We start from the raw sequence: 23,742 nt of genomic DNA, 5'->3' as shown, positions 1-23,742 counted from the left end.
TTATGTCAAAGGCAGATCTCGATAAGAAGCCCTTCGACGTTGCGCGCATGTTCGACGCCGTCGGTGCCAAGTATGACATCACTAACACGGTGCTGTCCTTTGGCCAGGATAAGACCTGGCGTAAGCGCACCCGTGAACGCTTGGACTTGCGGCCGGGGGAGAAAGTCCTCGACTTGGCGGCGGGCACGGCTGTGTCGACTGAGGAGCTCGCCAAGTCCGGCGCGTGGTGCGTGGCCTGCGACTTCTCCCGCGGCATGCTGGCCGCCGGTGCACAGCGCGATGTGCCGAAGGTTGCCGGCGACGGCATGCAGTTGCCCTTCGCAGACGAGACCTTCGACGCCGTAACAATCTCTTATGGCCTGCGCAATATCCACGATTTCGAGCTGGGGCTGCGTGAGATGGCTCGCGTAACTAAGCCGGGCGGCCGTATTGCAGTGGCGGAGTTTTCCAAGCCCATCATCCCGGTCTTCGGCACGGTCTACAAGGAATACTTAACCCGCCTGCTGCCGCCGATTGCGAAGCTAGTTTCGTCGAACCCGGAGGCTTATGTCTATCTCGCTGACTCGATTCGCGCCTGGCCCGACCAAGAGGAACTTGCCGCAGCCATCAACCGCAATGGGTGGGAAGGCGCGGGCTGGAAGAACATGACGCTCGGCATCGTGGCGCTGCACTCGGCGACGAAGCCGTTGCGCTAGGCCCAGCAACGCTGGCTCCGGCCCTGCTGAGCACTCACCGAGCCCTCTGCCGAGCTTTGGCCAGGCTCCCCGCAAAAGGGACCATCTGGAAAGGCACGCGGGCTTAGAGCGAGTTCCACAGCGGCGTATTGCGCCGCGCCGCCGCTACGCCGCGGCCAGCCAGGCGCCACGCGCGAGCGATGAGGTCGCGGTCTTCTTCTGTGACCAAGTTGCCCATGAGCCGGGCTGCCGCCGGCATCAGCATCCGGCCGACCGGCCCGCGCAGCGCAACTGGGCCCGCGAAAGGCAGGAACTGTGGGTAAGTCAGTAAGCGCGCGGCCGTGCGCGCCAAGACGAAAGCCTCGCCGTACTGCGTCTGCAACAGATCTGGCCAGGCCAGTGTGAAGTCCTTGGTGCCCAACAACTCGACTGCAAGCTTTGCGGTCTCCAAACCATAGTCGATGCCCTCGCCATTGAGCGGGTTCACGCAAGCCGCGGCGTCACCAATGAGCATCCAGTTGGCACCGGCCACGTTTGAGACCGCACCGCCCATAGGCAGCAGAGCTGAGGCTACGCGGGTGATTTCGCCTAAGCCCCAGTCCGCGCGCTGCTGCTGCGCGTAGTGAGAAAGCAGCTTCTTGGTGTTGATACGGGCCGGACGCTGCGCCGTTGAAAGCGCGCCAAGTCCGATGTTGACCTCACCGATTTCCGCACCCAGCGGAAAAATCCAGCCATAGCCCGGTTGCACCTCGCCGGTCTCCGACTTCAGCTCCACATGCGAGTGCATCCACGGCTCCGCTGCGTGCGTGGAAGTCGCATAACTGCGCGCAGCGATGCCATAGACCTCGTCTTGGTGCCAAGCGCGTCCTAGCTGCTTGCCAAAGGTCGAGCGCACGCCGTCGGCCACGATCACCCACTTGGAACGCACTTCGCGCTCACCAACGCGGAAACTGGTGAGAGACCCGTTTTCCACCACTGGGGCGGTCGCAGGCGTACCGGTCCACGTCTTTGCACCTGCAGCCTGTGCGGCCGCAAAGACGAGATTGTCGAACTCGTGGCGCGGCAAAGCCGTACCCACCGAAGTCGGGTAGCTGGAGGGCCACGGCGCGGTTACTGAGCCGCCATAACCGTGTAGCTTCAAGCCCTTATTGCGATATTGCGCATTAATGTCCAGCCCCAATAGATTCAGCTGATGCATCGCGCGCGGGGTGAGCCCGTCGCCGCAGGTTTTGTCACGGGGGAAAGACGCGGCGTCGATAAGCAGCGTTTCGTAGCCCGCCTTAACTGCGTGAATAGCGGCGGCGGAACCTGCCGGCCCTGCGCCGATGATGGCTACGTCTACAAGTTCTGGGTTATCGATCTGCTGCGACATGGGCACTATCATTGCACGCGTTGGCCACCTTGAGTGTGTTTAGGGCCGTGGTATGGACTACGGTAAGTAGCTGATTATCACTGCCATTTTTGAGTTAAAGGAACGCTGTTAATGTCTCACGGCCAGACTCATGCCACTCATGTGGACTTGGGTGACCCGCAGCTAAGCGAGCGCATTGGCGCTGGAATGGCTGCCGTTGAGGAATTGCTGCACCATGAAATTGATCGTGGGCAGGACTTCGTAAAAGAGAAGGTCAGCCACCTTTCGAGTGCAGGCGGAAAGCGCTTTCGCCCAATGATGGCTTTGCTCGCCTCCGAGTTTGGCCAGCGCCCAGCTTCTGCTGAGGTTATTAAAGCCGCCACGGTGGTTGAAATGGTGCACGTCGCAACGCTTTATCACGATGACGTGATGGATGAGGCTGAGCGCCGCCGCGGCGTCGAGTCCGCCAATTTCCGCTGGACCAACTCCGTGGCAATTTTGGCTGGCGACGCCCTCTTGGCGCATGCGTCCCGCCTGATGTCCCAGCTTGATACCCACACGGTTGGCCACTTCGCGGAGACTTTCGAGGAGCTGGTCACCGGCCAGATGCGTGAGACCATCGGCGCGGGCGAGGCTAATGCGGTGGATCATTACATGGCGGTTATCCGTGAGAAAACGGCCGTGCTCATCGCGTCTGCTGGCTACCTGGGCGCTTATCATTCCGGTGCTACCTCTGAACAGGCCGCCGCGTTGCGCCAGATTGGTGGCGCAATCGGCATGATTTTCCAGATCGTCGACGACATCATTGACATCTTCTCCGACCCGAAGGAATCCGGTAAGACCCCGGGCACCGATCTTCGCGAGGGTGTATTTACCCTGCCGGTCCTCTACGCCCTGGAGGAGGAAGGTCCAGTGGGCGACGAACTGCGTGCGCTTTTGACAGGCCCGCTTGCCGACGACGCGTCTGTTGACCACGCCATCGACCTTCTGCGTCGCTCGGGCGGCCGCGAGAAGGCCATGGACGATGTGCGCGGCTACCTGCGTGTTGTGGAGGAGCAGCTTTCGGTGCTGCCGGAGTGTGCAGCTAGCGAGGCGCTGCGCCAGTTGGCGGATTACACGGTTCGCCGGGTTGGCTAAGTAGACACTAAAAGGGCTTGTGTCCTGCCGATTTGCATGGCGGTGGGCACTTCGTAGTAAAGTACCTAATCGCACCTCGAGTGCAAGCCAGGTTGCCCGAGCGGCCAAAGGGAGCGGACTGTAAATCCGCCGGCATTGCCTTCAGAAGTTCGAATCTTCTACCTGGCACAATCTAAACCCCGTGGTTTCGACCGCGGGGTTTCTTCGTTTTCGCGTAGTGGGCAGAATCTAGCGGTCGTGTTCTTCAAGCTCGCCTCACTCTGCCCCTTGGGCTAAAGGTGTGCGAAAACGTGCGTTTGAAAGAGCTCAAAAACGCAGAGTGAACTGGCGATTTGTGTAATTAGACTAAATCGGGTTAATCTTTTCAAGGCTTCAACGAGAGCACAGCGAACAAAAAGTTCGTTACTCAACGAGGCTGTGCCCCCTTAGCTCAGTCGGCAGAGCGTTTCCATGGTAAGGAAAAGGTCGACAGTTCGATTCTGTCAGGGGGCTCCAATCATGTCTGCATCTAGTGCACATGATTATGGCGGTGTAGCTCAGTGGTAGAGCAAGCGACTCATAATCGCTGTGTCGCGAGTTCAATTCTCGCCATCGCTACCGGGAAAGGAAAGTGCCCCACAACGCGGGCGCTTTTTTACTACCGACTCCGGCCCAAGGGCTGGCGGTTTAGAAGTGAATCGCAGTTCTGGTAGGGTTGTGCATGCTGTCTTTGACAGTTACATGCATAGGGGCGTGGCGCAATTGGTAGCGCAACGGTCTCCAAAACCGTAGGTTGCAGGTTCGAGTCCTGTCGCCCCTGCCAAAACTTTTCCAAGGAGGATCCAGCTGTGAGCGATGAACAGCAGCCGATTAAGTCAGGCGCTTCACGCCCCACCGGTAAGCGTCAGCTCTCCGGTGCAGCTACCACCTCTTCTCAGGCGTACACCGACAAGCGAGTCGTACGCGTAGAGGACAAAAAAGATGACGCAACCGTTGGCGGCGGTGTAGCCGCTTTCCCGGGCGAGGTTGCTTCCGAAATGAAGAAGGTCGTCTGGCCAACCACAAAGGAAATGGTTCAGTACACCGTAATTACCTTCGCCTTCCTCATCGTCCTGACCGCCCTTGTTTGGGGAGTGGACACATTGTCCGGTCTGGGAGTTGAGAAGATTCTGACTCCTTAGTAGTCTTTTAATACAAGCTTTTATCCCGCTGATTTCACTCGCGAGGCGAGGGAAACGGCGGGATACTTTTTGCTCTAGTGGCTTGACGGGGCGGCGTTCGTTTAGGGGCCGCAACGTAGGTAGGCTAGGGCGCAGAAAATTCTTGAAGCGCCTGCTTCTTTAAAGCTCGCGCGCGAACGGATGGAGTAAAAGACCATGAGCGACGAGAACAACGTCGAAACGCCAGAAACCTCCCTCGAAGCGGCCCTCATCGGCAACGTACAGGACCAGGCAGCCGAAGCTGTGGCTGATTCCGAGTCCGCAGACGCACCTGCCGCAGAAGGTGCAGAAGCCGCTGAAGGCACATCTAACGCTGCAGACGCAGAGGCTGCAAGCGCCGCTGAAGCTGAGGGATCCGAGGACGATGACTACCGCCGTCGCCTGCGTCAGTTCACCCGCGAGCTGAAGAAGCAGCCGGGCCAGTGGTACATCATCCAGTGCTATTCCGGCTACGAGAACAAGGTGAAGACCAACCTCGACATGCGCGCTCAGACCCTTGAGGTTGAGGATTCCATCTTCGAGGTTGTTGTTCCAGTCGAGCAGATTCTGGAAAACAAGGACGGCAAGAAGAAGATCGTCAAGCGCAAGCTGCTGCCGGGCTACGTCCTGGTCCGCATGGAGCTTAACGACGCCGCCTGGTCCGTCGTTCGCGAAACCCCTGGCGTGACCTCCTTCGTGGGCAACGAGGGCAATGCGACCCCGGTTAAGATCCGCGACGTCGCCAAGTTCCTCATGCCGAACGAGGCTGCATCGGAGTCCAAGCAAAACGCTGGCGACCAAGACGGCGAGCAGGTCGTCGCAATGCCGGAGAAGGCTGCTGCGAAGGCTTACGCGCACGACTTCGAGGTCGGCGAGGCAGTTACAATCCTCTCCGGCCCACTGGCATCCGTTTCTGCAACCATCTCCGAGATTGACCCAGAGACCGGTAAGATGCAGGGCTTGGTTTCCATCTTCGGCCGCGAGACTCCAGTCGAGCTTTCCCCGACCGAAATCGAGCGCGTCTCCTAAAACCACTTGGCGCGTAGCCTGGGAAAATGGCAGGCTATGCGATTTGGTAGCAGGGCGCACGGTGTTCTAAGATGAGACGCCGTGCGCCTTTTTGCGTGCACAGACAACTAAACGTTTCTCCCCCGGTGGCCCACTTGAGGTGAGCATCCGGACGGGGCGCTGTTATTCATCGTGGCAGCGCACCGGTAACACAGGAAAGAGGTAATTCGATGGCTCCGAAGAAGAAGGTTTCTGGCTTCATCAAGCTGCAGATCGAGGCTGGCGCTGCTAACCCGGCTCCGCCGGTTGGTCCGGCACTGGGTGCCCACGGCGTCAACATCATGGAGTTCTGCAAGGCTTACAACGCTGCGACTGAGTCCCAGCGCGGCAACGTTGTGCCTGTTGAGATCACCGTTTACGAGGATCGCTCCTTCGATTTCAAGCTGAAGACCCCGCCGGCAGCGAAGCTGCTGTTGAAGGCCGCTGGCATCAAGAAGGGCTCCGGCGTTCCTCACACCGACAAGGTCGGTTCCGTGACCTGGGATCAGTGCAAGGAGATTGCACAGACCAAGTTCGAGGATCTGAACGCTCGCGACATCGAGAACGGTGCTCGCATCATCGCCGGCACTGCTCGTTCCATGGGCATCACCGTCGACGGCATCCCAGCCAAGTAAACAACTTCATCAAAAAATGAGCGGCCATCTCGTGTGGTTGCTCGTGGTAGGGCCAGCTACGGCCCGCCAAGACCACACCAATCCAAGAAAAGGAATTGCTTAAATGAGCACCAACTCTAAGGCTTACAAGGCGGCTGCTGAGCTCGTCGACAAGTCCCGTCAGTACTCTCCGCTGGAGGCTGCAAAGCTCGCCAAGGAGACCTCCTCCAAGAACTTCGACGCTACTGTCGACGTCGTTTTCCGCCTGGGCGTTGACCCACGCAAGGCTGACCAGCTGGTTCGCGGCACCGTTTCCCTGCCTAACGGCACCGGTAAGGACGTTCGCGTAGCCGTCTTCGCAGAGGGCGAGAAGGCTGAGGCAGCTAAGGCTGCAGGCGCTGACATCGTCGGCACCGACGAGCTGATCTCCGCTATCAACGAGGGCAACATCGACTTCGACGTTGCAATCGCTACCCCGGACCAGATGGCTAAGGTCGGCCGCGTTGCACGTGTCCTCGGCCCACGTGGTCTGATGCCGAACCCGAAGACCGGCACCGTCACCGCTGACGTTGCGAAGGCTATCTCCGACGTCAAGGGCGGCAAGATCTCCTTCCGTGTTGACAAGGCTTCCAACCTGCACGCAATCCTGGGCAAGGCTTCCTTCGACGCTGAGAAGCTGGCTGAGAACTACGGCGCTCTCTACGATGAGATCCTGCGTCTGAAGCCGTCCTCTGCTAAGGGCCAGTACGTCAAGAAGGTAACCATCTCCACGACCTCCGGTCCTGGCATCCCGGTTGACGCTTCTGTTCAGAAGAACTACGCAGAGTAATTTCTGCTTCTGTTAGTGGTTCGCTTTAAGCGCCGCTGATGGTTCGCCCCGACCGCGTCGCGGTTGGGGCATTCTTTTTGCCTTCTTGCCCTTTTCTAAATTTCAGGAAATTGGCAGGAACGCACAGGGGACTTGCAGGTTGAATTCATTGTCTCGCAAGTTCTATGCCCCATACTTATGTTGTGCGTTTGAGAGAGGCGCATGAGAGATAGAGAGAACACCCTGAGCTTTGCAGGGCGCAGCGGCTTGAGACCCCGCAGCGATATCCAAAGCGCATAGAGAGACATCGAGGGCCCCGGCCGTAAGGTCGGGGCCCTCGATGTTTTCCTGTTGTCTCGCCGGTCTGTCTTGCATGACCGTGTTAGAACACGCGGCGGGCCTAGCAGATTTCCTGGTATGCGTCCAAGGCGGCTTGCCGCGACTGCTTGAGGTCCACGATGGGCGGTGGGCTAAGCGGTGGTGCCCACTGGCGCACGTAGGTGCCGTCGGGATCGAACTTGCTGGCTTGCAGCTGCGGGTTGAAGATGCGGAAGAACGGCGAGGCGTCATCGCCGCAGCCAGCGACCCATTGCCAATTGAAGGGATTGGAAGCAGGATCGGCGTCGACAAGCGTGTCCCAGAACCACTCTTCGCCGTGGCGCCAGTGGATGCCGAGGTTCTTCGTCAAAAAGGAGCCCACCACCATGCGCACGCGGTTATGCATGTAGCCGGTGTGCCAGAGCTCGCGCATTCCGGCGTCGACAAGCGGAATGCCGGTCTCGCCCGTGCGCCAGGCTTCTAGTTCCGGCAGGGGATGCGGGCGCGGGTCCTTTCCGGAGGTGTCGATTCCGCCGCCGTCCCAATACCAATCGAAGTCGCGGAACTTGTCTCGCACAGGCTCTGTTGCGAGGTCTGGCACGTGGTACAGGCGATGCCAGGCGAAGTCGCGCCAGAGCAGCTCGGAGCCGAAGCTGGAGGCATCACAGGGCAGCTCGCTGGCGGCCTGCCAGACTTCGCGGACCGAGATTTCGCCGAAGCGCAGGTGCGGTGAGAGCCGGGAGGTAGCCGGCCGGGCGAAGAAGTCACGGTCGCGGTCATAGTGGTCAAGCTCGAGGCCGGCCACCGTTTCCCGGGCGGCGAGTTCGCCGGGGTCCCAGTAGTCCGCGAGACGCTGTTGCCAAGGGAGCGGGGCTTCATCGGGGAAGGGCTCGGAAAGCTCGGCAAAGGCCTGCGCGCCTGGGCCACTAAGCGCAGGGGTGGGCACGGGATCGCCGAGAGGATGGTCATCAAGGTGCTGGCGTGCTGCGCGGGCGAAGGGAGTGTAGCCTTTATAAGGCCTGATGGCGGTGGGCTCAACGAGGAGGTGGCCGGCAAAGGAGTGAGTAGCGATGCCGGACGAGGTGAGGGACTCTTTTACTGCTGCGTCGACATCCCGCACGTGATAGCGGCGGTTCCAGAGCACCGCATCTGGGCCAATCTGGTGGGCAAGGCGGGGAATGGCCGTGCGGGCATCAGCGTCTAGGCGCAACAGTGGAATGTCATGCTCGGCGAGACGGGTGCGCAATTGTGCCAGGGAGCGCTCGCGCCACCACGCCGCCGCACTTCCGAGCGGGCGCGAGCCTGGATAGGCAGGCTCGTCGAGGACGCAGGCAACAACCTCGCCCCGGGAAGCAGCCCAGGTGAGTGCGGGGTTATCGCAAAGGCGCAGGTCATCGCGAAACCAAACAAGGGTGGTCATGGTATCCCAGCATACGGATGCACGGTGAGCGGGCAGAGAGATTGCCATGTAGCGTAGATGCGTGCGAAGGAATTAAGGCCGCGGCTTGCCTTTCATCCAGTACACGGACCAGATAACGTCTTCGCGCGGTACACCCCAGTCATGCACGGCTATCGAGCGCACTGCTTTGGCCAGGTCTCCTTCGCCTGACACCCACACCGAATCCGGCGCTGTATCCGCGGAGAATCGGGATCCAAGAAGCTGGCTAGCGCGCGTGCTGTGTTCCTCGTGCGGGGCGGTGATCATGGCGAGTGAGCGAACCTTGTCGCGCCACGTTTCCTCAAAGCCGTCTTCAACTTCAGCGTCGTCTGCGATCATGGCAACGACGTCGACTGCACCCAAGGTTTCCGGTGACAAGGCTTCGTAGTGCTCGAGGATGTGCCACAGCGCCGGAAGGGCAGAGGCATCTGCGAGCAATAGTTGTGACTTCTTAGGCGCTTGCCACCGCACTTGCCCGGTATATATTCCGGCGGTATCCCCGGGGTGGGCATTGAGGATCCAGCGTGAGCCCGGGCCATTATCGCCATGGGTCACAACGTCGACATCGATGGTGCACGCTTCTTGGTTGAGCTTGCGAATTGTGTACCAGCGCAATGCTGGGCGTATGCCGTCGGGCAATCCGTTGACGGCAGCACGAACATTGGCATCTTCGACTGGGAGACGGGAGAACTTCTGCCCGTCTTGGGGCATGAGGAGCCCAAAATACTCGTCAGGCCCGGCTAGGGGGTAGTCACTAAAAGCCGGCGAGTGAAAAGTTAAACGGTGCAGCCGCGGCTTGAGGCGGGTGTTCCTGGTGAGGGTAACGGGCAACAAGCGGTGATTCGTCAAGGGAATTGTTCCTAGGTAAAAGAGAAATTTGAATCCATCATAAAGCAAAGGGTAGGCTAGCCTCAAATAGGTTAGGGGTGCAAATGCTTGCGTGCTCGTTCCCGTTGAAGGAGAAGGTTTTCATGGTTGCTATCAGCCGGCGCGCAAAAGGCGTGCTCGCTTTTGTCTCAGTGGCAGCGATTGCTCTGACAGGGTGCTCGCGCGGAAGTGGCGAGGACAGTACGGGTGCGGACAGCGCTGAGGAGGTGCGCGTTGCCAGCCTAGGGCTGGGTGATGCCGATACCGTGCTGGCACTCGGAATCACTCCGGTTGCCGTGGCACCATGGGGTGCGCAAGGCGACGGTGATGGCTCCGGCGTTGGCCCATGGGCGAAGGAGCTTCTGGGAGATGCCCAGCCCGAGGTGATCTATAACACCGCTTCCGGTTTCACGGCAGAGGTACTTGAGCAGGTCACTGCCTCGGATCCCACACAGATCATCGCCGTGAACCAAGCTGTGGACCAGGAAGCGAAGAAATCCCTCGAGGATATCGCCCCGCTGACCGTGAAGCCCGAAGGTTTCGAAGACTGGCAGATTCCCTGGGAGGAACAAGTCAAGACCATCGCCTCAGCCGTGGACAAGGAAGAGGAGGGGGAGAAGCTCATTGACCAGGCGGAGGACGCCTTCGAGCAGTTCAAGGACTCCCACCCGGAGCTGCAGGGCAAGCGAGCAGCCATTGTCATGCCCTATGAGGGGAAGCTGGGCCTCTACACGGCAGAAGACGGCCGTGGCCAGTTCATCGAAGACCTCGGCTTTGAGATCCCCAAGGAACTGCAGGGTGATGGTTCCAGCTTCTTCGTGGACTATGCCCCGGAAAATTACTCGCAGCTCAACAATGTGGACTATCTGTTCGTCTTGGATTACAACGGTGCGGTCGATGAGTTGAAGAAGGATTCCACGTTCCAAGGCCTTGACGTGGTCAAGGATGGCCGCGTTCGCTACCTGGACACGGACACCGGCAATGCGATGAGCATTCCGAACCCGCTGACGATCCCGTGGGCCGTCGACAAGTTCGAAGAGAAGCTCTAAATGCTCGCACTACCGAGGAAGGCTGATGCTATCCACGGTGCTGCGGGTGCGCGCCACGGCGGTGAAGCAGCCGCATTGGATTCGCGGGGAAGAAGCCGCGCACTGCTCACCACGGCCCTAGTTGTGTCGACCCTCCTCCTTTTGCTGTGCTCGCTGGTAGTGGGGTCAAGGACTATCCCGTTTCCGGATCTGTTCGCTGCCCTCCTCCACGGGGGCGAGGCAGATATCGAGAATATCGTGTGGGATTTACGCATCCCCCGCACGTTCGTGGCCTACTTCGCGGGAGCTGCCATCGCGGTATCGGGTGTTATCGCTCAGTCCTGGACTAGAAACCCCTTGGCCGATCCGGGCTTCATTGGTATTACTGCGGGAGCCTCGTTCCTTGTTGCCCTCGGGACAACACTAGGGATCGCCACCTCAACCGGGATGCGGACAGCGCTCGCCCTCCTCGGCGCCGGCTTGGCCACGGCATTAGTGCTGGGTGTGTCCCGCAGGTTTCAGGATCCTTTGACGCTGGTCTTGGTCGGCGCAGGCGTTGCTGCTGCCTTGAGCTCTAGCGCCATGTTGATCGGCCTGTACTCCACGGATGTTCTCGACAGCATGCGCCGGTGGACCATCGGCTCCACGTTTGGGCGCGGCCCAGAGGATGTCGCCATTGCAGGTGTTGGGTTGCTAATCGGGCTTATCATCGCCGCACGAGTGGCGCGCCCGCTCGACCTTTTAGCCATGGGTGAGGAATCCTCGGTGGCACTAGGCGGCTCGCCCACGCTGACGCGGCGCGGTGCTGCCTTGAGTATCGTTGTGCTAGCAGGATGCGCTACCGCGGCGACGGGGCCCATTGCCTTCGTTGGTTTTGCCATCCCCCATCTGCTGCGCCGGTTCACGGGGCCAGAAGTTACCGCGATGGTTGCGCCAGCCGCCTTACTCGGTGGCTGCTCCGTACTCGTTGCGGATATTCTGGGCCGCCTCATCGTGGGTCCCTCCGAGCTGGAGATGTCCATCGTCTTGGCCTTTGTGGGCGCACCATTTCTCATCTGGGCCGTACACCGTGGGGAGCACGAGCTATGAGGGGGTTGCAGAAGGGGGACGTCGTCAAGCATCTGCGTTCCCAAGAGCGGCAGCGCCGGACATGGATATGGGCAGCGACCTGCTTCTTTGTTGTGGTCGCCGCAAGCTCCTATGTCCTCATGCTAGGGCAGGGCCCTGTGGCCTTGAGCCCGGGGCAGGTCCTGGAGATTCTCAACGGCGGGGGAAGCCGCAGCGAAATTCGCGTTGTGTGGGACCTGCGCATACCGGTAGCGCTAGCGACGCTCATCGTGGGTGCCGCGCTCGGACTGGCGGGGTCGTGGACGCAGTCGATGTCGCGCAATCCGCTGGCCTCTCCCGATATCCTTGGCGTGACTGGTGGTGCGTCCGTCATGGTGGTCCTCGGAACGGTGCTCTCCCGGCCTGTGCTTGCCGAAGGGCTCTCCATGTTCTGGTGGCGGGTCGGGCTCGCGTTGCTGGGTGCCGTGCTAGCAGCCATCCTGCTGGTAGCGCTTGGGGGAATCGGCACGAGCAACCGCATCGTTATCGTCGGAATCGCGCTCTCGCTGCTGTTTCAAGCGCTGGTGGCGTATCTCTTGCGCGCCGCCGAGCTCCTTCGCGCGGCGCAATCGCAGCTGTGGCTGGCGGGAACCACGGGCTTCGTGCGGATGGAGGTCATTGCTCCTCTTCTCATGGGGTTGACTCCTTTCGTGGTGCTTGGTCTGTGGTGTGCCAGGGAGTTGCCACTTCTTGCGCATGATGATCTCTCGGCCCTTTCCCTCGGAGTTAACATCACGCGAACACGCGCGTTCCTGCTGGTCGCTGCTACGGGAATCTGCGCGGTGACTGTATCCGTGGCCGGCCCCATTGGTTTCATCGCGCTTCTCGCCCCGCATGTGGGGCGCATTGTTGCCCGGACGCCCACGCCTGTGCCGTTGGTTTCTTGCGCTGCTGGCGCCGCCTTGTTGAGTGCGTGCGCTGTGATTGCTGGAGCGTTGCCAATGGACGCTCCAGTGGGTGCAGTCTCCTCCATCATCGGAGGATGTGCCCTGGTCATCTTGGTGTGGAATGCCGCACGGCGGAGAGGATAAAAGCTAGTGAAAGACAGAGAAATTACGGCCACCGGTATCCATGCCGGCTATAAGGACGGGGACGACATCCTGTCCGGCGTTGACTTGGTGGCCCACCCGGGTGAAATCACCACGCTCATTGGGCCTAATGGCTGCGGCAAGTCCACGTTGCTGAAGACCTTGTCTAAAATTCTTCGCCCGCGGCAGGGGAGCGTGCATATCGGCGAGCTAGACGTACATGGCATGAGCCCGAAAGAAGCAGCTACCCACGTGGCGCTTCTTCCACAGCAGCCGACGGCGCCGGACGGGCTGCGGGTGGGCGAGCTTGTAGCGCGCGGGCGCTACCCGCACCTGGGCCGCGGTCGGGGACTGTCTGCGAAGGACCGCGACATCATCGCGCAGGCCTGCGTGGAGACGGGCATTACGGACTTCATCGACCGTGATATCGCGGCGCTCTCGGGTGGCCAACGCCAACGGGTGTGGCTGGCGCTTGCTCTGGCGCAGGACACGCCAGTGCTGCTTCTCGACGAACCCACAACCTTCCTCGACCCAGCCCACGCCATGAGCGTTTTGGAGCTCGTGCGCAAACAGGCCGACGCCGGGAAAACGGTGGTCGTTGTGCTGCACGATCTCATGCTGGCCGGCCAGTACTCCGACACCATGGTGGTCATGAACAACGGCGAGGTCATCGCGCAGGGAACTCCCCAGCAGGCGTTGACGAAAGAAGTGCTGGCAGCCGCCTATGGCATCGACGTCGAGATCTGGGATGACCCGCGAAGCGACGCCCCCGTCATCGTTCCGCGCGGGGTGCTCAGGGACTAAGAATTCTCGTTGGGTGAAACAGGGAGAAGGAAGCCCCGAGAGCCGCGATTTGGAGTTGGCTAGCGTGGCTTGTATAGTTCCTAGCGAAGTTTGAACGGCCTGAAAGGTCGAGTCAAAGTTCACCGAAGACCGTCGGTCATCCGGGAGTCCGGATCGAAGGTTCCTCATCCTAGGGGACGGCCCACGCAGGAGACACTTTGCGATTAATCGCGGCATTCTCTTATGCTGCGCGCCCTGTGCTCTTGCACGGGGCATTTTTTATTGAAGATGTCTCGACGGAAAATCACAGAGATGTTTTGAAAGGAGGCGAAGTAGAACATGGCAAACCCAAAGAACACCGCAGATCTCGCGGAGCTCAAGGAGAAGCTCGCTGGCTCTGAGTCCATCGTGCTGACCGAGTACCGTGGTCTGACCGTTGCACAGCTCCAGGAGCTGCGTAACAACCTGGGCTTTGACGTTGAGTACTCCGTCGCCAAGAACACCCTCTTCAAGATCGCCGCTAACGAGGCTGGCATCGAAGGTCTTGACGATAAGCTGACTGGCCCGACCGCAATTGCGTTCATCAAGGGCGAGGCAGTGGATGCCGCTAAGGTCATCAAGAAGTTCGCTGATGACAACAAGGCATTCGTCGTCAAGGGCGGCTACATGGATGGCAACGCTCTGTCCGCAGAGCAGGTTGCTGCCATCGCCGAGCTGGACAACCGCGAGACCACTCTCGCAAAGCTTGCCGGCGCTATGAAGGGTTCTATGGCAAAGGCTGCGGCTGCATTCAACGCTCCTGCTACCAAGATGGTCCGCACCGCTGCGGCCCTGCAGGACAAGAAGTCTGCCGAGGCTTAAAGTCGCCAATCAAGGCGCATAAAAATCAACACAAACACAATCTGGGTTGCATGCCAGCCCAAAAGAAAGGATGGCCATCATGGCTAAGCTCACCAAGGACGAGCTCATTGAAGCTTTCAAGGAAATGACCCTCATCGAGCTCTCCGAGTTCGTTAAGGAATTCGAAGAGGTCTTCGACGTTGAGGCTGCTGCTCCGGTTGCAGTTGCAGCTGCAGGCGCACCGGCTGCTGGTGGCGCTGCTGAGGAAGAGAAGGACGAGTTCGACGTCGTTCTGACCGACGCTGGCGCAAAGAAGATCGGCGTCATCAAGGCTGTCCGCGAGATCGTCTCCGGCCTGGGCCTGAAGGAAGCTAAGGAGCTCGTTGAGGGCGCACCGAAGGCTATCCTCGAGGGTGCTTCCAAGGACGATGCTGAGGCTGCTAAGGCTAAGCTGGAAGAGGCTGGCGCTTCTGTCGAGCTCAAGTAATTTTACTTGGCTTACAACCCCGTTTCCCGCTGGGAGACGGGGTTGTTCCCGTTTTGGAGGTGTTTGTCCTTCCCCGCCCCGCGTGCAGATTCCAGTCTCCGCGCCCGCGACCTGTAGAATAATCCACCATGCTGCCCAAGTCCCGAATCTTTTCTGTCCTGCTTCTAGGCCTCGGCGTTGCGCTAATGGCTGCAGGTATCGCGGCGCCGAAGTTCTTGAGCTTCGAACCGCGCATGCCTTTGGATTTGCAGCACACCACCTGGACCCTGCACGACGATTCCGCCAAGTCTCAGGTAGTGACAGGGGAGGGCACGAGTCCTTACGAGGGGCCAATGGCTTATCAGCTCAACATGGACATTCAAGATCCTTCAGATGAAGAGCAGGCCACGCTCCGCATCGGTGAGTCGGCCATGCGCGGCGATAGCGGCAAGGTGGAGGATCTTTCCATGGCGCGCGTGTGGAGCTACCCCATGGACCGCCTGAGCGGTGACGCGCTTGGCGACGCCTCCCTTACCCACACCCTGGGCAGCCCTACCGCGCAGGTCACCGTCGATGGTGTGTGGCTAAAGTTCCCAGCAGCAACCGAGCAGACTACGTACCCAGTCTTTGACCCCTATCTGCGCAAGGCTGCCGATGCCGTCTTCGAAGAGGAGATGGAAATCGAGGGGCGCACCGTCTATCGCTTCCATCAAGAAGTTGAGCCGACCAACCTCGCGACCTTGTACCCAGGGCAGACCACTACCACCTTGCACAATGAAGATGATTCGACCGAGCAGGGTTACCTATTCCACAAGGCGACACGCGACTTCTACGTCGATCAGGTAAGCGGCATGGTGGTAGGAATGGACGTGGCCATCGATGACTATTGGGGAGACCGCAGTGGTGCCGGCCGCGAAACCCAATTCATGTTCGAGGGCAAGACCTCTGACGAGGATCGTGCCGCCTTCCTCGCACAAGCCGCGGAATTCCCAAAGCCCGCCTTTGCCACCATGGTTCGCTGGGCCGTCTTGGGCCTAGGCGCGGTGCTGACTCTCATCGGTTTGGCTGGGGCATTGGGTGCCTTCCAGAAGCGCCGCCGCAAGTAACATGCTGATTTCGCCTTTACACGGTGGGAACTTTCCTATAAGCTATATCGTTGCGCTGGAATCTGGATCTTCGGTGCACATTTAGCCTTTCAAGTAGGTGATGGCAAAACCGACTTGACAAGGTGATTTTGTGCATTCTGAACCCAGACAATCTACAGCAGACCGAATGCTAAATTTACCAGCGGTTTTGCACCTCGTCGGCCAGGGCGGGGAGGCAATCCGCGTGAGGTGCTGGAAGGACCCATCTTGGCAGTCTCCCGCCAGACCAAGTCAGTGGCCAATATCCCTGGAGCCCCGAAGCGATACTCGTTCGCGAAAATCAACGAGCCTATCGCCGTCCCGGGCCTCCTCGATCTACAACTCGATTCCTTCGCATGGCTGATCGGCTCGCCAGAGTGGCGCGAGCGCGAGCAGGCTGAGCGCGGTCCCGAGGCTCGCGTCACCAGCGGCCTCGAGGACATCCTTGAGGAACTGTCTCCGATTCAGGACTACTCGGGCAACATGTCCCTGTCCCTGTCGGAGCCTCGCTTCGAGCCGGTGAAAAACACCGTCGACGAGTGCAAGGAAAAGGACATCAACTACTCCGCGCCGCTGTACGTGACCGCAGAGTTCATCAACAACGACACCCAGGAGATCAAGTCTCAGACCGTCTTCATCGGTGACTTCCCGATGATGACTGACAAGGGTACGTTCATCGTTAACGGTACCGAGCGTGTCGTCGTTTCCCAGCTCGTTCGCTCCCCGGGCGTCTACTTCGATCAGACCATCGATAAGTCCACCGAGCGTCCGCTGCACTCCGTGAAGGTGATTCCTTCCCGCGGTGCATGGCTGGAATTCGACGTCGACAAGCGCGATACCGTCGGCGTCCGCATCGACCGTAAGCGTCGCCAGCCGGTAACCGTGCTGCTCAAGGCCCTTGGTTGGTCCGAGGAGCAGATCCGTGAGCGCTTCGGCTTCTCCGAGCTGATGATGTCTACCCTCGAGTCCGATGGTGTGGCAAACACTGACGAGGCTTTGCTGGAGATCTACCGCAAGCAGCGTCCGGGCGAGCAGCCAACCCGCGAGCTCGCGCAGTCCCTGCTGGATAACTCCTTCTTCCGTGCAAAGCGCTACGACCTCGCAAAGGTGGGCCGTTACAAGGTCAACCGCAAGCTGGGTCTGGGCGGTGACCACGACGGTCTGATGACCCTGACCGAGGAAGACATTGCTGTCACCCTCGAGTACCTGGTACGCCTGCACGTAGGCGAGCGTGAGATGACCGCTCCGAACGGCGAGACCATCGCCATCCACACCGACGACATCGACCACTTTGGTAACCGTCGTCTGCGTACCGTCGGCGAGCTCATCCAGAACCAGGTCCGCGTTGGCCTGTCCCGTATGGAGCGCGTCGTCCGTGAGCGCATGACCACCCAGGATGCGGAGTCCATCACTCCGACCTCCCTTATCAACGTGCGTCCGGTTTCTGCTGCTATCCGCGAGTTCTTCGGTACCTCGCAGCTGTCCCAGTTCATGGACCACAACAACTCCCTGTCTGGTCTGACCCACAAGCGCCGTCTGTCCGCGCTGGGCCCAGGCGGTCTGTCCCGCGAGCGCGCCGGCATTGAGGTCCGAGACGTACACGCTTCTCACTACGGCCGTATGTGCCCGATTGAGACTCCGGAGGGCCCGAACATTGGTCTGATTGGCTCCCTGGCCTCCTACGCTCGCGTCAATGCTTTCGGCTTCATCGAGACCCCGTACCGCAAGGTTGTTGACGGCAAGGTCACCGACGAGGTCGAGTACCTCACCGCTGATGAGGAAGATAAGTTCGCAATTGCGCAGGCGGAAATCGAGAAGGAAGCTGACGGCACCATCGTCGGCACCCGTATCGAGGTCCGCCTGAAGGACGGCGACATCGGAGTTACCGACGCTTCCGGCGTCGACTACGTTGACGTTTCCCCACGCCAGATGGTTTCCGTGGCAACCGCCATGATTCCGTTCTTGGAGCACGACGATGCTAACCGTGCGCTGATGGGCGCTAACATGCAGCGCCAGGCAGTGCCGCTGGTGCGCTCCGAGGCACCTTTCGTTGGTACCGGTATGGAGCAGCGCGCTGCATACGACGCCGGCGACCTCATCATCACCCCGAAGGCTGGCGTTGTAGAAAACGTCACCGCTGATCTCATCACCATCATGGATGACGAGGGCCAGCGTGACACCTACATGTTGCGTAAGTTTGAGCGCACCAACCAGGGCACCAACTACAACCAAACCCCGCTCGTCGAGCTGGGCCAGCGCGTAGAGGCCGGCCAGGTTCTGGCTGACGGCCCGGGTACCCACAACGGCGAGATGTCCCTGGGCCGCAACCTGTTGGTTGCCTTCATGCCTTGGGAAGGCCACAACTACGAGGATGCAATCATCCTGAACCAGCGCATCGTCGAGGACGATGTTCTGACCTCCATCCACATCGAGGAGCACGAGATCGATGCTCGCGATACCAAGCTGGGTGCCGAGGAAATCACCCGCGAGATCCCGAACGTCTCTGACGATGTTCTGCGCGACCTGGATGAGCGAGGCATCGTTCGCATTGGTGCTGATGTTCGCGCAGGCGACATTCTCGTCGGTAAGGTCACCCCGAAGGGTGAGACCGAGCTGACCCCGGAGGAGCGCTTGCTGCGCGCCATCTTCGGTGAGAAGGCACGTGAGGTTCGCGATACCTCCATGAAGGTTCCTCACGGTGAGAACGGCAAGGTCATTGGCGTTGCTCGCTTCTCCCGCGAGGATGACGACGACCTGGCCCCGGGCGTCAACGAAATGATCCGCGTCTACGTGGCTCAGAAGCGCAAGATCCAGGATGGCGATAAGCTCGCTGGCCGTCACGGCAACAAGGGTGTCGTGGGCAAGATCCTGCCGCCAGAGGACATGCCATTCATGGCTGACGGCACGCCTGTCGACGTCATCTTGAACACCCACGGTGTTCCGCGTCGTATGAACATCGGCCAGGTCCTCGAGGTCCACCTTGGCTGGCTGGCACACGCCGGCTGGAAGGTCGACGTTGATGACCCAGCTAACGCTGAGCTGCTCAAGACCCTGCCGGAAGAGCTTTACGACGTCCCGGCTGGTTCCCTGACCGCAACCCCGGTATTCGACGGTGCTTCCAACGAGGAGATCGGCCGCCTGCTGGCTTCCTCCCGCCCGAACCGCGACGGTGACGTCATGGTTGACGAGCACGGCAAGGCACAGCTTTTCGACGGCCGTTCTGGCGAGCCGTACAAGTACCCGGTTTCCGTCGGCTACATGTACATGCTCAAGCTGCACCACCTGGTCGACGAAAAGATTCACGCTCGTTCCACCGGCCCTTACTCCATGATTACCCAGCAGCCGTTGGGTGGTAAGGCGCAGTTCGGTGGCCAGCGCTTCGGCGAGATGGAGGTGTGGGCAATGCAGGCTTATGGCGCTGCCTACACCCTGCAGGAGCTGCTGACCATCAAGTCTGACGACGTCGTCGGCCGTGTGAAGGTCTACGAGGCAATCGTGAAGGGCGACAACATCCCGGATCCAGGTATCCCGGAGTCCTTCAAGGTCCTCCTCAAGGAGCTGCAGTCGCTGTGTCTGAACGTGGAGGTTCTCTCCACCGACGGCACGCCGATGGAGCTGTCTGGCTCTGACGATGACGACATGGATAGCCCGTCGCTGGGTATTAACCTTTCGCGCGACGAGCGCGCTGACGCCGACATCGCATAGCACGCTTGAGCTCAAGCGTGAGAGCTTACGGTCCTGGCTGGTGGCCCCCGAGCTACCAGCAGGGCACACTATTTGAGAATTTTTTAAAGCCATCAACGTTCCCCACACTCGCGTGGGGATGAAAGGGAGACATTACGTGTTTGACGTAAATCTCTTCGACGAGCTCCGCATCGGTCTGGCCACTGCCGATGACATTCGCCGTTGGTCCAAGGGCGAGGTTAAAAAGCCTGAGACCATCAACTACCGCACCCTGAAGCCGGAAAAGGACGGCCTGTTCTGCGAGCGCATCTTCGGCCCAACCCGTGACTGGGAGTGCGCTTGCGGTAAGTACAAGCGTGTTCGCTACAAGGGCATCATCTGTGAGCGCTGCGGCGTCGAGGTCACCAAGTCCAAGGTTCGCCGTGAGCGCATGGGCCACATCGAGCTGGCTGCTCCGGTAACCCACATCTGGTACTTCAAGGGCGTTCCTTCCCGCCTGGGTTACCTTCTGGACCTTGCTCCGAAGGACCTGGAGCGCATCATCTACTTCGCAGCCAACATCATCACCTCTGTTGATGAAGAGGCTCGCCACAACGACCAGTCCACCCTTGAAGCAGAGATGCTTCTGGAGAAGAAGGACGTCGAGGAAGACACCGAGTCTGAGATCGCAGAGCGCGCTGCCAAACTCGAGCAGGATCTGGCTGAGCTGGAGGCTGCTGGCGCAAAGGCTGACGCACGCCGCAAGGTCCAGAACGCTGCTGACAAGGAGATGCAGCACATCCGTGAGCGCGGCGAGCGCGAGGTCGCACGACTGGATGAAATCTGGAACACCTTCCTGAAGCTGGCTCCGAAGCAGATGATCATCGACGAGACCATCTACGAAGAGCTCGTTGATCGCTACGAGGATTACTTCACCGGCGGCATGGGTGCTGAGGCTATCCAGACCCTTATCCGTAACTTCGATCTCGAGGCTGAGGCCGAAGAGCTGCGCGAAGTCATCAACAATGGCAAGGGCCAGAAGAAGATGCGCGCGCTGAAGCGTCTGAAGGTCGTAGCAGCCTTCCTGCGCTCCGGTAACGACCCGGCAGGCATGGTCCTGGACGCGATCCCGGTTATCCCGCCGGAGCTGCGCCCGATGGTTCAGCTCGACGGTGGCCGTTTTGCCACCTCCGACCTGAACGACCTGTACCGCCGCGTTATCAACCGCAACAACCGCCTGAAGCGCATGATCGATCTCGGCGCTCCTGAGATCATCGTTAACAACGAGAAGCGCATGCTGCAGGAGTCTGTTGACGCGCTCTTCGACAACGGCCGTCGCGGCCGCCCGGTCACCGGACCTGGCAACCGTCCGCTGAAGTCTCTGTCTGACTTGCTCAAGGGCAAGCAGGGCCGTTTCCGTCAGAACCTGCTGGGTAAGCGTGTTGACTACTCCGGCCGTTCCGTTATTATCGTCGGCCCGCAGCTGAAGCTCCACGAGTGTGGTTTGCCGAAGCTGATGGCTCTCGAGCTGTTCAAGCCTTTCGTCATGAAGCGCTTGGTCGAAAACGACTACGCACAGAACATTAAGTCTGCAAAGCGCATGGTTGAGCGCCAGCGCCCTGAGGTTTGGGACGTTCTGGAAGAGGCTATTTCCGAGCACCCGGTTATGCTCAACCGTGCACCTACGCTGCACCGTCTGGGTATCCAGGCCTTCGAGCCGAAGCTGGTCGAGGGTAAGGCAATTCAGCTGCACCCGCTGGCTTGCGAGGCGTTCAACGCTGACTTCGACGGTGACCAGATGGCAGTTCACCTGCCGCTGTCCGCAGAGGCACAGGCTGAGGCTCGTGTCCTCATGCTCGCTTCCAACAACATTCTTTCCCCGGCATCCGGTAAGCCGCTGGCTATGCCGCGTCTGGATATGGTCACCGGTCTTTACTACCTGACCATGGACAAGGCAGAGGGCGAGATCGGCGGCGAGGGCCGCTACACCGAGGCGACCGAAAACGGCCCCGCAACCGGTGTTTACTCCTCCTACGCCGAGGCCATCATGGCTCGCGACCGCGGCGTTCTGGGCCTGCAGGCACCAATCAAGGTCCGCATCTCCCACCTGCGTCCGCCGGCTGAGATCGAGGCTGAGCAGTTCCCTGATGGTTGGCAGAAGGGCCAGGCTTGGATGGCGCAGACCACCCTTGGCCGCATCATGTTCAACGACTTGCTGCCGTGGAACTACCCGTACCTCGAGGGCGTCATGGTCCGTAAGGGCGGCGCCAAGAACTCCGTACTGCTCGGTGACGTCATTAATGATCTCGCTGCTAAGTACCCGATGATCACCGTTGCCCAGGTTCTGGACAAGATGAAGGATGCCGGTTTCTACTGGGCAACCCGTTCTGGCGTGACCATCACCATGGACGACGTTCTGGTCCTTCCGAACAAGACCGAGGTTCTCGAGTCTTACGAGAAGGAAGCACAGCGCATTGAGCGCAAGTACTGGGAGCAGGGTGCGCTGACCGAGCGTGAGCGTTACGACCGCCTGGTTGAGCTCTGGAAGGACGCTACCGACACCGTTGGTAAGGCAGTCGAGGATCTCTACCCGGATGACAACCCGATTCCGATGATCGTTAAGTCTGGTGCAGCGGGTAACATGCGTCAGATCTGGACCCTGGCCGGCATGAAGGGCATGGTCGTGAACTCCAAGGGTGACTACATCACCCGTCCGATCAAGACCTCCTTCCGTGAGGGTCTGTCGGTCTTGGAGTACTTCAACAACTCGCACGGTTCCCGTAAGGGCCTGGCCGATACCGCACTGCGTACCGCGGACTCCGGCTACCTCACCCGTCGTCTCGTCGACGTGGCACAGGACGTCATCGTCCGCGAAGAAGACTGTGGCACCCGCCAGGGCGTCCGCGTTCCGCTGGGCGAGTGGGCTGGCGACAAGCTGGTTCCACACGAGCTGTGGGAGACTTCCGCATCCGGCCGCGTCGTCGCGTCCGATGTGAAGGCTGAAGATGGCACTGTCGTTGCTGAAGCAGGTTCTGACCTGACCGAGGAACTGACCGAGAAGATCTTGGCTGCCGGCATCGCCGACATCAAGGTTCGCTCCGTCCTTACCTGCCAGACGCCAGCCGGCGTTTGTGCGAAGTGCTACGGCAAGTCCATGGCCTCCGGCCAGCTCGTCGACATCGGCGAGGCGGTCGGCATCGTGGCTGCACAGTCCATTGGTGAGCCGGGTACCCAGCTGACCATGCGTACGTTCCACCAGGGTGGTGTCGGTGGCGACATTACCGGCGGTCTGCCACGTGTTCAGGAGCTGTTCGAGGCTCGTAACCCGAAGAACCGCGCGCCGATCGCATCCGTTGACGGCACCGTGTCCCTGTCCGATGAGGGCAACTTCTGGACCCTGACCATCACTCCGGATGACGGTTCCGACAACGTCGTCTACGAGAAGCTGTCGAAGCGCCAGGGCCTGGCACAGGTCCGCCGCCCGATGGAGTCCAACCCGGACGCAATGATCGAGCGTTCCCTGCGCGACGGTGACCACGTCACCACCGGCGAGCGCCTGATGCGTGGTGCGGCTGATCCGCACGACGTCCTCGAGGTCCTCGGTCGCCGCGGCGTCGAGAAGCACCTCATCGACGAGGTGCAGGCCGTTTACCGTACCCAGGGTGTTGCCATCCACGACAAGCACATCGAGATCATCATCCGCCAGATGCTGCGTCGCGGTACCGTCATTGACTCCGGCTCCACCGACTACCTGCCGGGCGTTCTGGTTGACCTCTCTGAGGCCAAGCAGGTCAACGCCGCACAGGTTGCCGAGGGCGGCGAGCCAGCTCAGCTGCGCTCCGAGATCATGGGTATCACCAAGGCATCGCTGGCTACCGAGTCCTGGCTGTCCGCGGCCTCCTTCCAGGAGACCACGCGCGTGCTTACCGACGCCGCTATTAACAAGCGCTCCGATCAGCTCATTGGCCTGAAGGAGAACGTCATCATCGGTAAGCTCATCCCTGCTGGTACCGGTATCTCGCGTTACCGCAACATCTCCGTTAAGCCGACCGAGGCCGCACGCAACGCTGCGTACTCGATCCCGACTTACGGCGATTCCATCTACGGCGACGATGGATTCGGTGAGTTCACCGGCGCATCCGTCCCGCTGGATGAGGACTTCACGTTCTAAGTCCACCCCCGCGCGATGCCCCAGCTTTCTGGGTATAACGCTGCGGCTTTGAGAGGCTCCATGCTTTTAGGCATGGGGCCTTTTACTTTTGCTAGCATTA

General features: G+C 60.1%; 18 protein-coding genes and 4 tRNA genes. 19 read left to right on the top strand and 3 right to left on the bottom strand.

Annotation, left to right across the window (positions count from 1 at the left end):
- Positions 1–2: 2 nt before the first annotated feature.
- Positions 3–695: a demethylmenaquinone methyltransferase gene (locus HMPREF2692_RS06115; RefSeq protein ID WP_061920436.1), complete on the top strand. Its 693-nt coding sequence runs from the start codon at positions 3–5 to the stop codon at positions 693–695.
- A gap of 103 nt (positions 696–798) precedes the next feature.
- On the opposite strand, the gene HMPREF2692_RS06110 is transcribed toward HMPREF2692_RS06115, so the two are convergent.
- A complete protein-coding gene (locus HMPREF2692_RS06110) occupies positions 799–2,058 on the bottom strand; it encodes a geranylgeranyl reductase family protein (RefSeq protein ID WP_061920438.1) in 1,260 nt (419 codons plus the stop codon).
- Positions 2,059–2,157: 99 nt separating this feature from the next.
- Between HMPREF2692_RS06110 and HMPREF2692_RS06105 the strand changes: the two genes are divergently transcribed.
- The 9 genes from HMPREF2692_RS06105 (at position 2,158) to rplA (ending at position 6,830) form a co-directional block, all read left to right on the top strand.
- Complete coding sequence (locus HMPREF2692_RS06105) at positions 2,158–3,162, top strand: polyprenyl synthetase family protein (RefSeq protein ID WP_061920439.1); 1,005 nt, start codon at positions 2,158–2,160, stop codon at positions 3,160–3,162.
- An 86-nt stretch (positions 3,163–3,248) separates the two neighbouring features.
- Positions 3,249–3,330 (top strand) — tRNA-Tyr (locus tag HMPREF2692_RS06100).
- Positions 3,331–3,581: 251 nt separating this feature from the next.
- Positions 3,582–3,657 (top strand) — tRNA-Thr (locus HMPREF2692_RS06095).
- A 30-nt stretch (positions 3,658–3,687) separates the two neighbouring features.
- Positions 3,688–3,759 (top strand) — tRNA-Met (locus tag HMPREF2692_RS06090).
- Between the two features lie 129 nt (positions 3,760–3,888).
- Positions 3,889–3,964, top strand: a tRNA-Trp gene (locus tag HMPREF2692_RS06085).
- Positions 3,965–3,989: 25 nt separating this feature from the next.
- Positions 3,990–4,322 (top strand): preprotein translocase subunit SecE, encoded by a 333-nt coding sequence (gene secE / locus HMPREF2692_RS06080; protein WP_061920440.1) that lies wholly within the window; start codon positions 3,990–3,992, stop codon positions 4,320–4,322.
- Positions 4,323–4,517: 195 nt separating this feature from the next.
- Positions 4,518–5,369: a transcription termination/antitermination protein NusG gene (gene nusG, locus HMPREF2692_RS06075; protein WP_061920441.1), complete on the top strand. Its 852-nt coding sequence runs from the start codon at positions 4,518–4,520 to the stop codon at positions 5,367–5,369.
- 209 nt (positions 5,370–5,578) lie between these two features.
- Positions 5,579–6,022, top strand: coding sequence for a 50S ribosomal protein L11 (gene rplK / locus HMPREF2692_RS06070; RefSeq protein ID WP_061920442.1), 444 nt, complete (start codon positions 5,579–5,581; stop codon positions 6,020–6,022).
- A 103-nt stretch (positions 6,023–6,125) separates the two neighbouring features.
- The gene (rplA, locus tag HMPREF2692_RS06065; protein ID WP_061920443.1) at positions 6,126–6,830 is read left to right on the top strand and encodes a 50S ribosomal protein L1; all 705 of its coding nucleotides are present in this window, start codon (positions 6,126–6,128) and stop codon (positions 6,828–6,830) included.
- Between the two features lie 379 nt (positions 6,831–7,209).
- Here rplA and HMPREF2692_RS06060 read toward each other — a convergent pair whose 3' ends face one another.
- Together HMPREF2692_RS06060 and HMPREF2692_RS06055 are read right to left on the bottom strand one after the other, a co-directional pair.
- Positions 7,210–8,547 carry a cryptochrome/photolyase family protein gene (locus HMPREF2692_RS06060; protein WP_070456857.1) on the bottom strand — a complete coding sequence of 446 codons (1,338 nt, stop codon included), beginning with the start codon at positions 8,545–8,547 and terminating at the stop codon, positions 7,210–7,212.
- Between the two features lie 72 nt (positions 8,548–8,619).
- Positions 8,620–9,396: a siderophore-interacting protein gene (locus tag HMPREF2692_RS06055; protein ID WP_246823433.1), complete on the bottom strand. Its 777-nt coding sequence runs from the start codon at positions 9,394–9,396 to the stop codon at positions 8,620–8,622.
- 140 nt (positions 9,397–9,536) lie between these two features.
- Here HMPREF2692_RS06055 and HMPREF2692_RS06050 point away from each other — a divergent pair, with 140 nt between their 5' ends.
- From HMPREF2692_RS06050 to HMPREF2692_RS06010, 9 genes are all read left to right on the top strand, one after another.
- Complete coding sequence (locus HMPREF2692_RS06050; RefSeq protein WP_061920808.1) at positions 9,537–10,481, top strand: ABC transporter substrate-binding protein; 945 nt, start codon at positions 9,537–9,539, stop codon at positions 10,479–10,481.
- A complete protein-coding gene (locus HMPREF2692_RS06045; RefSeq protein WP_082778544.1) occupies positions 10,482–11,549 on the top strand; it encodes a FecCD family ABC transporter permease in 1,068 nt (355 codons plus the stop codon).
- Positions 11,546–12,598, top strand: coding sequence for a FecCD family ABC transporter permease (locus HMPREF2692_RS06040; RefSeq protein ID WP_061920450.1), 1,053 nt, complete (start codon positions 11,546–11,548; stop codon positions 12,596–12,598). The genes HMPREF2692_RS06045 and HMPREF2692_RS06040 overlap by 4 nt, the downstream gene beginning before the upstream one ends.
- A gap of 6 nt (positions 12,599–12,604) precedes the next feature.
- Entirely contained in the window at positions 12,605–13,399 is a 795-nt protein-coding gene (locus tag HMPREF2692_RS06035; protein ID WP_061920452.1) for an ABC transporter ATP-binding protein, read from the top strand.
- 318 nt (positions 13,400–13,717) lie between these two features.
- Positions 13,718–14,239: a 50S ribosomal protein L10 gene (gene rplJ, locus HMPREF2692_RS06030; RefSeq protein ID WP_061920454.1), complete on the top strand. Its 522-nt coding sequence runs from the start codon at positions 13,718–13,720 to the stop codon at positions 14,237–14,239.
- A 79-nt stretch (positions 14,240–14,318) separates the two neighbouring features.
- The gene (gene rplL, locus HMPREF2692_RS06025) at positions 14,319–14,705 is read left to right on the top strand and encodes a 50S ribosomal protein L7/L12 (protein WP_061920813.1); all 387 of its coding nucleotides are present in this window, start codon (positions 14,319–14,321) and stop codon (positions 14,703–14,705) included.
- A 128-nt stretch (positions 14,706–14,833) separates the two neighbouring features.
- The gene (locus HMPREF2692_RS06020; RefSeq protein WP_061920456.1) at positions 14,834–15,790 is read left to right on the top strand and encodes a cell envelope lipid trafficking protein PgfA; all 957 of its coding nucleotides are present in this window, start codon (positions 14,834–14,836) and stop codon (positions 15,788–15,790) included.
- 228 nt (positions 15,791–16,018) lie between these two features.
- Positions 16,019–19,513, top strand: a complete 3,495-nt coding sequence (locus HMPREF2692_RS06015; RefSeq protein WP_061920458.1) for a DNA-directed RNA polymerase subunit beta — start codon at positions 16,019–16,021, stop codon at positions 19,511–19,513.
- A gap of 136 nt (positions 19,514–19,649) precedes the next feature.
- Positions 19,650–23,642 carry a DNA-directed RNA polymerase subunit beta' gene (locus tag HMPREF2692_RS06010; RefSeq protein WP_061920461.1) on the top strand — a complete coding sequence of 1,331 codons (3,993 nt, stop codon included), beginning with the start codon at positions 19,650–19,652 and terminating at the stop codon, positions 23,640–23,642.
- The last annotated feature ends 100 nt before the right edge of the window (positions 23,643–23,742 follow it).

The sequence above is a fragment of the Corynebacterium sp. HMSC036D03 genome (assembly GCF_001836185.1).
GTDB lineage: Bacteria > Actinomycetota > Actinomycetes > Mycobacteriales > Mycobacteriaceae > Corynebacterium > Corynebacterium simulans.
Note: the sequence above shows the minus strand (reverse complement) of the source record. Positions and strands in the feature narration are given on the sequence as shown.

Excerpts from the sequence above, each read along its gene's own strand:
- HMPREF2692_RS06115 (WP_061920436.1), top strand. The coding sequence starts at position 3 with ATGTCAAAGGCAGATCTCGATAAGAAGCCCTTCGACGTTGCGCGCATG.
- HMPREF2692_RS06110 (WP_061920438.1), bottom strand. The coding sequence starts at position 2,058 with ATGATAGTGCCCATGTCGCAGCAGATCGATAACCCAGAACTTGTAGAC.
- HMPREF2692_RS06105 (WP_061920439.1), top strand. The coding sequence starts at position 2,158 with ATGTCTCACGGCCAGACTCATGCCACTCATGTGGACTTGGGTGACCCG.
- nusG (WP_061920441.1), top strand. The coding sequence starts at position 4,518 with ATGAGCGACGAGAACAACGTCGAAACGCCAGAAACCTCCCTCGAAGCG.
- rplK (WP_061920442.1), top strand. The coding sequence starts at position 5,579 with ATGGCTCCGAAGAAGAAGGTTTCTGGCTTCATCAAGCTGCAGATCGAG.
- rplA (WP_061920443.1), top strand. The coding sequence starts at position 6,126 with ATGAGCACCAACTCTAAGGCTTACAAGGCGGCTGCTGAGCTCGTCGAC.
- HMPREF2692_RS06060 (WP_070456857.1), bottom strand. The coding sequence starts at position 8,547 with ATGACCACCCTTGTTTGGTTTCGCGATGACCTGCGCCTTTGCGATAAC.
- HMPREF2692_RS06050 (WP_061920808.1), top strand. The coding sequence starts at position 9,537 with ATGGTTGCTATCAGCCGGCGCGCAAAAGGCGTGCTCGCTTTTGTCTCA.
- HMPREF2692_RS06045 (WP_082778544.1), top strand. The coding sequence starts at position 10,482 with ATGCTCGCACTACCGAGGAAGGCTGATGCTATCCACGGTGCTGCGGGT.
- HMPREF2692_RS06040 (WP_061920450.1), top strand. The coding sequence starts at position 11,546 with ATGAGGGGGTTGCAGAAGGGGGACGTCGTCAAGCATCTGCGTTCCCAA.
- rplJ (WP_061920454.1), top strand. The coding sequence starts at position 13,718 with ATGGCAAACCCAAAGAACACCGCAGATCTCGCGGAGCTCAAGGAGAAG.
- rplL (WP_061920813.1), top strand. The coding sequence starts at position 14,319 with ATGGCTAAGCTCACCAAGGACGAGCTCATTGAAGCTTTCAAGGAAATG.
- HMPREF2692_RS06020 (WP_061920456.1), top strand. The coding sequence starts at position 14,834 with ATGCTGCCCAAGTCCCGAATCTTTTCTGTCCTGCTTCTAGGCCTCGGC.